The 5,186-nt window shown below is 68.5% G+C and carries 7 protein-coding genes; 2 read left to right on the top strand and 5 right to left on the bottom strand.

Going from position 1 to position 5,186, the window contains the following annotated elements:
* On the top strand, positions 1-431 hold a 431-nt coding region (locus QOI01_RS26095; protein WP_526386065.1), incomplete at its 5' end, for an arginase family protein.
* On the opposite strand, the gene QOI01_RS26090 is transcribed toward QOI01_RS26095, so the two are convergent.
* Both QOI01_RS26090 and QOI01_RS26085 read right to left on the bottom strand, forming a co-directional pair.
* On the bottom strand, positions 412-1,176 hold the full coding sequence (locus QOI01_RS26090) for a class II aldolase/adducin family protein (protein ID WP_526386064.1): 765 nt from the start codon (positions 1,174-1,176) through the stop codon (positions 412-414). The two genes, QOI01_RS26095 and QOI01_RS26090, sit on opposite strands and share 20 nt — an antisense overlap.
* The gene (locus QOI01_RS26085; RefSeq protein ID WP_526386063.1) at positions 1,169-1,774 is read right to left on the bottom strand and encodes a hypothetical protein; all 606 of its coding nucleotides are present in this window, start codon (positions 1,772-1,774) and stop codon (positions 1,169-1,171) included. The genes QOI01_RS26090 and QOI01_RS26085 overlap by 8 nt, the downstream gene beginning before the upstream one ends.
* A 19-nt stretch (positions 1,775-1,793) precedes the next feature.
* On the opposite strand from QOI01_RS26085, the gene QOI01_RS26080 reads away from it, so the two are divergent.
* On the top strand, positions 1,794-2,759 hold the full coding sequence (locus QOI01_RS26080; protein WP_526386062.1) for a D-2-hydroxyacid dehydrogenase: 966 nt from the start codon (positions 1,794-1,796) through the stop codon (positions 2,757-2,759).
* 12 nt (positions 2,760-2,771) lie between these two features.
* Here QOI01_RS26080 and QOI01_RS26075 read toward each other — a convergent pair whose 3' ends face one another.
* The 3 genes from QOI01_RS26075 to QOI01_RS26065 form a co-directional block, all read right to left on the bottom strand.
* Positions 2,772-3,854, bottom strand: a complete 1,083-nt coding sequence (locus QOI01_RS26075; RefSeq protein WP_526386061.1) for an aldo/keto reductase — start codon at positions 3,852-3,854, stop codon at positions 2,772-2,774.
* A complete protein-coding gene (locus QOI01_RS26070) occupies positions 3,854-4,639 on the bottom strand; it encodes a hypothetical protein (protein WP_526386060.1) in 786 nt (261 codons plus the stop codon). Before QOI01_RS26070 ends, QOI01_RS26075 begins: the two co-directional genes overlap by 1 nt.
* The coding region (locus QOI01_RS26065) for a hypothetical protein (RefSeq protein WP_526386059.1) at positions 4,639-5,186 on the bottom strand (548 nt) is incomplete at its 5' end. The genes QOI01_RS26065 and QOI01_RS26070, both read right to left, overlap by 1 nt.

Raw genomic sequence — 5,186 nt, 5'->3', positions numbered from 1 at the left:
AAGACCACTCGATCCACATCGGCATCCGCGGCCCGATCTATGACCGGATGGACCTCTCCGACGATGCCGGGATGGGCTTCCGGATCATCCGGGCAGGCGACCTCGACGTGATGGGAATCGACGCCGCAGTAGACATCGTGCGGCGTCGAGTCGAAGATCTCCCCGTGTACCTATCGGTCGACATCGACGTCCTCGACCCTGCCTTCGCGCCGGGCACCGGCACACCCGAGGCGGGCGGGCTGACCTCACGGGAGCTGCTGCGCATGCTTCGGCAACTCACCGGCATCAACATCGTCGGCGCTGACGTCGTCGAGGTCGCACCGGCATACGATCACGCCGAAATCACCTGCGTGGCAGCCGCAACCGTGGTTTTCGACCTGTTGAGCCTGATCGTCGCGAACAACCGACCGCCTACTGCCCCGCCACGCTGACGTCGGGCACGTAGCTTCGCTGCGCCCAGTGGAACACCTGCCACGCGGCGGCCTCGTCGAAGTCGTCGTGGACGCGTCGGGCAGACTCGGCCCCGATCGGGCGGGCGTCACGGGCCTTCACCTGCACCTCGGCGCAGCGTTCCATTAATAGGAAGTAGCCGACCGCCGCGTCGACGGTGGCGCCGACCGTGAGCAACCCGTGGTTGCGCAGGATCACCGCGCGGGCGCCCCCGATCGCCGCCGCGATGCGTTTGCCGCCGTCGGTGGAGCCGATGTTGACCTCCTCGTCGTCGAAGATTTCGTGGTCGCCGAAGAACACGCACGACTCCTGCGAGATCGGCTCGAGTTTGGTGACACTCGCCGAGAACGGTGTCCCGTGCGGCGTATGGCAATGGGCCGCGGAGACGAGTTCGGGGCGGGCCTCGTGCACCGGGGCGTGGATGTAGTAGGCCGCCATGTTGATGTGGCCGTCGCCCTCGATGGTGCCGTCCGGGCGGACCAGCACGAGGTCGTCGGTGGTCATGTATCGGAACGGCACGCCGTACCGCCCGAGCCAGAAGCAGTCCAGTCGTTCGGGGTCGCGAGCTGAGATGTGCCCGTCTCCGAGCGAGCCCCAGCCCATGGCGCCGAACACCCGGTACGCCAGGGCGAGCCGGCGCTTGCGGTGTGCCCGCAGCTCGACGGGATCGGCGATGTCCGGCTCGTAAGCCGCCGGGTCGAGGAAGCGACGATCTGGGTCAGCCATCGGTGTCAACGCGCCCCGCCTCGATCCAGCGGCCGGCCCGCTCGCGGTACTTCACCGCGCTGAAGCCCCCCGAGGCGGCGCTGACCTCAATCGCAAAGCCGGCCGCCTCGACCCGGACGTAGCCGTCACGGCCAACCCCAGAGACGCCGTCGTTGCCAAGCTGTCCCCACTCCTCGACGAACGGGACCAGGCGCCCCTGCCACTCGAACGACCCGCTCTCGACGAGCAGTTCGTCCTGCCATACGACGGGGTTCTCGTCGGGTGGGGCCTCGCCGCGCGAGTCGAGGGTGTGGATCCAATGCAGCATCGGGTCGGTGAACTCGGTCGTCCCGGCGAAACTGAACTCGGTGGCGAATGGCGCGTGCGCGTCGTCGGCGGACGGCCCGACGCCAGGCTGGATGCGGGTCCGGATGTCGGCGAACCAGTCGGCCGACTGCAGCCACAGCACGTCGCAGTAGTCCACGCGGCGCACGCCGTCGATAACGAGGCCGACACGGCGCCACGCACCGACTAATTCAACGGGGAGTGCCATAAATTCCTCTCGCGTGCCGATTTTTTGCATTTTCGATACAATATCGAAAAGAAATCCATGTGCCATGTGATCGAATGGAGCACCAGTGCCGAAACCTCCCCGCGTCCTCGTGCTCTCCGAGCCCGACCCGGACGTGGCGCTCCCGCCGCTGAATCTGATCACCGGCGACGTCGAGGTCGTCCCGGTCGACTCGACCCCCACCGACGAGGAACTGGCCGGGGCGTCGGTGCTGTACATCTGGGACCACCGCTTCGCCGATCTTGCCCCGATGCTGCGCCGAACCGAGGAGCTGCGCTGGGTGCACGCCGCGTCAGTCGGGGTCAACCGGCTGATCTGCCCCGAGCTGGGCTCGGTCACGCTCACCAACTCGCGCGGCGTGTTCGACACGTCGATCGCCGAGTGGGTGCTCGCCGCGGTGCTCGCGCACGTCAAGGGACTGAGCGACACCAGGGCGCTCCAGAGAGAGGGCGCCTGGCGGTACCGCACCACCGGGCGGCTGGCCGGAACCCGGGCCGCGGTAGTGGGTACGGGCTCCATCGGCCGGGCCATCGCCGACCGCCTCGCCCGACTCGACGTCCACGTCACCCTGGTCGGTCGCACTCCCGGCGACGACCCGCAATTCGGCACGATTCGGAGCTCGGACGACCTGGTCGCTGTCGTCGCGGGCATCGACCTCCTCGTCCTGGCGGTGCCGCTCACGCCGCTCACGACCGCACTGGTAGGGGCCGAGGTACTGGGCGCGCTCGGGCCGCGCGGATTCGTCGTCAACGTCGGGAGGGGACCCACCGTGGTCGAGTCCGATCTCGTCGACGCGCTGGGGTCCGGGACGATCGCAGGTGCCGCGCTGGACGTGTTCGAGGTTGAGCCGCTGCCGGCCGGCTCACCGCTGTGGTCCATGCCGAACGTCCTGGTGTCGCCGCACATGTCCGGTGACTACGTCGGGTTCGAGATCGACATGATGACCGTCTTCACCGACAACCTCGAGCGATGGCTGCGCGACGAGCCGCTGCACAACGTCGTCGACCCGGCCGTCGGCTACGTGCCGCGCTGAGCGCGTTCGCCGTCACGGGACCCCGGCGGTCACCGGTGCAGATTCCCCGGTCACTTCGCTCCTGCCCTCCGGTGCAGATTCCCCGGTCGCTTCGCTCCTGCCCTCCGGACGCGACGGCCCGCTGCCTGAACCGCTGCGCGCGATCGCGGCGGCGATCGTGTCGAGATCGTCGCCGGTCAACTGTAGGTCCGCCGCGTCGAGCCAATCATCGATCTGCGCCGGGCGCCGTGCCCCGACGATCGCCGCGGTGACGCCCGGCCAGAGCAGTGTCCAGGCGATCGCGACGCTCGCCGCGCTCGTCGAGCGCGTGGCCGCCACGTCCGCGACGGTTGCGGCGACGCCCAGGTTGGCTGGCAGGTCGGAGGTGAAGTCGGCTTCGCCGAGGCGCCAGTCACCCGGTGCCAAACGCGACGGGTCGAACGTGCCCGACAGCAGGCCCGAGTGAATGGGGCTGTAGACGATCACGCCGGTGTCGTTGGCCTCGCACCACGGGATGACGTCCGCCGCGGCGGCCCGGTTGATCGCAGACAACGGCGGCTGCAGCGAGTCGACGTGCCCGACCGCCTCGGCCCGGGTGAGCTGATCGACGGTGTGGTTGGACAAACCGATCGCCCGCACCTTGCCAGCGGTCCGCAGGTCGACGAGCGTCGCCCAGTAGTCCTCGAGTGCCGTGCCGTCGGTAGGCGGCCAGTGCACCTGGTACAGGTCGATGCGATCCATGCCGAGGCGCCGCAGCGACGCCTCGCACTCGGCCCGCAGGGACGCCGCGTCCCCGACGGCCGTCGCCTCGGCCCGGCGGTCGTCGGGGTCCCACACCATCGCACACTTCGTGAAGACCAGCGGCCGGTCCGCCTCCGAAAACCCCGCCAGGGCCCGTCCGACGATCTCCTCGGAGTGGCCGAGGCCATACTCCGGCGCGGTGTCGAGCCAGTTGATGCCGGCCTCGACGGCGTGGTGGATGGTGGCGATCGACTCGGCGTCGTCCTGCGGACCCCAGCCGAAGGCCCAGTCCCCACCGCCGAGCGCCCAGGTGCCGAGCCCGACCGTCGTCAGCTCCCAGCCCGTAGCGCCGAAGCTCCGTACCGGCAGCGCCATCAACTGACCTCCTCGACCTGCTCGTACCACCGCTTGCGGGTGCCGACCTTGGCCCGCATCTTCCACCGCCGGGAGTTGGGCGCCGCGGCGAGGTGAGCCCGCAACGTCTCGATCTGCATTCGGACCCGCGCCGCCAGCTCCGGGTCCAGGCCGGGTCGCTGCACCGACTCGTGCAGCAGGGCCAGGTTCAGCTCGGCCGAGTACCAGAAACCCCAGTCGTCGCACAGCACGTCGCGGATGCGGTTGAGGTCGATCTGCCCGGCTGCCTGCGCCCCGATCCGGTGCTCACCGAGCAGCACCGTGAGGTCGATCAGGTCGTTGGCCGTCATCTCGTGGATCTGCAGCTTCGACAGCACCAGGTCGGCCAGCGAGATGCACGGGTTGGCCAGTTCGAGCCGGTCGGCGAACTTTATCGAATGAGCCATCACCAGCGTGTCCATGAAGACGTCGATCTTGATGCCCGTCTCGGGGTGGGCGAAGATCTGCCGCTTGATCCCCCACTCCCGCAGGCCGCGCGCCGCCGGGTCGGCGAGGTAGCCGTGCGCCTGGAAGAACGCATCGATTCGTCGATGATCGCGGTCGCGTCCCCAGAAGTCGATGTCGTAGAAGGGACGTCGACCAAGCACACGCATGAACACGTTGTGCTGAGGGCAGTGCAGATGCACGGCCACCGAGCCGGTGATCCGCAGTAGCAGCGACTGCTCCGTGGCGGATCCGACAAGGCGGGTGGCCTCGGTGGGTATCCGCTCGGCCCGCAAGAGGGTCGCGGCGTCCGTCCCGTCCATTACTCGACCGGAATCTCGCTGAACTGGCCCTTGAGGTCGGCGCCCTGCCTGGCGCGGTAGATCCGGAACGCCGCGTACCAGGTCAGGGCGAACACCGTGACGGCGATCGTCATCACCTCGGAGAGGTGGTTGTTCGCCCCGTAGGCGGCGTCGATCAGCAACCGGTAGAAGACGAACACCACGCAGGTAAGCGCGACGACGCCGATCACCGAGATCACCGGCACCTTCCCCACCCGATAGGCGATCGGCGAGGACTCGAAGTCGCGCTTGCGCCGGAACGGGAAGATGATCGCGGACAGACAGACGCCCATGAACGGGATGCACTGGCCAAGAAAGCCACCGAGCACCAGGACCGAACTGGTGAATGCGTACAGGCACACCCAGACGGAGGCGATCGCCGCCGACAGCGCCAGAGCCCAGGTCGGGGTGTGGAACTTGGCCGAGACCGCCGAGAACCACTTCGGGGCCAACCCGTCGAGCGACCACGCCAGCATGCTGCGCGTCGCGACCATCATCGAGCTCGCGCCGACGAAGAACAACAGCGAGA

The organism is Mycobacterium sp., assembly GCF_032162605.1.
GTDB lineage: Bacteria > Actinomycetota > Actinomycetes > Mycobacteriales > Mycobacteriaceae > Mycobacterium.
This window is presented reverse-complemented; position numbering and strand designations above follow the sequence as displayed.

Bases quoted from the DNA above. Each gene is read 5' to 3' on its own strand.
- QOI01_RS26090 (WP_526386064.1), bottom strand. From the start codon at position 1,176: ATGGCTGACCCAGATCGTCGCTTCCTCGACCCGGCGGCTTACGAGCCG.
- QOI01_RS26085 (WP_526386063.1), bottom strand. From the start codon at position 1,774: ATGGCACATGGATTTCTTTTCGATATTGTATCGAAAATGCAAAAAATC.
- QOI01_RS26075 (WP_526386061.1), bottom strand. From the start codon at position 3,854: ATGGCGCTGCCGGTACGGAGCTTCGGCGCTACGGGCTGGGAGCTGACG.
- QOI01_RS26070 (WP_526386060.1), bottom strand. From the start codon at position 4,639: ATGGACGGGACGGACGCCGCGACCCTCTTGCGGGCCGAGCGGATACCC.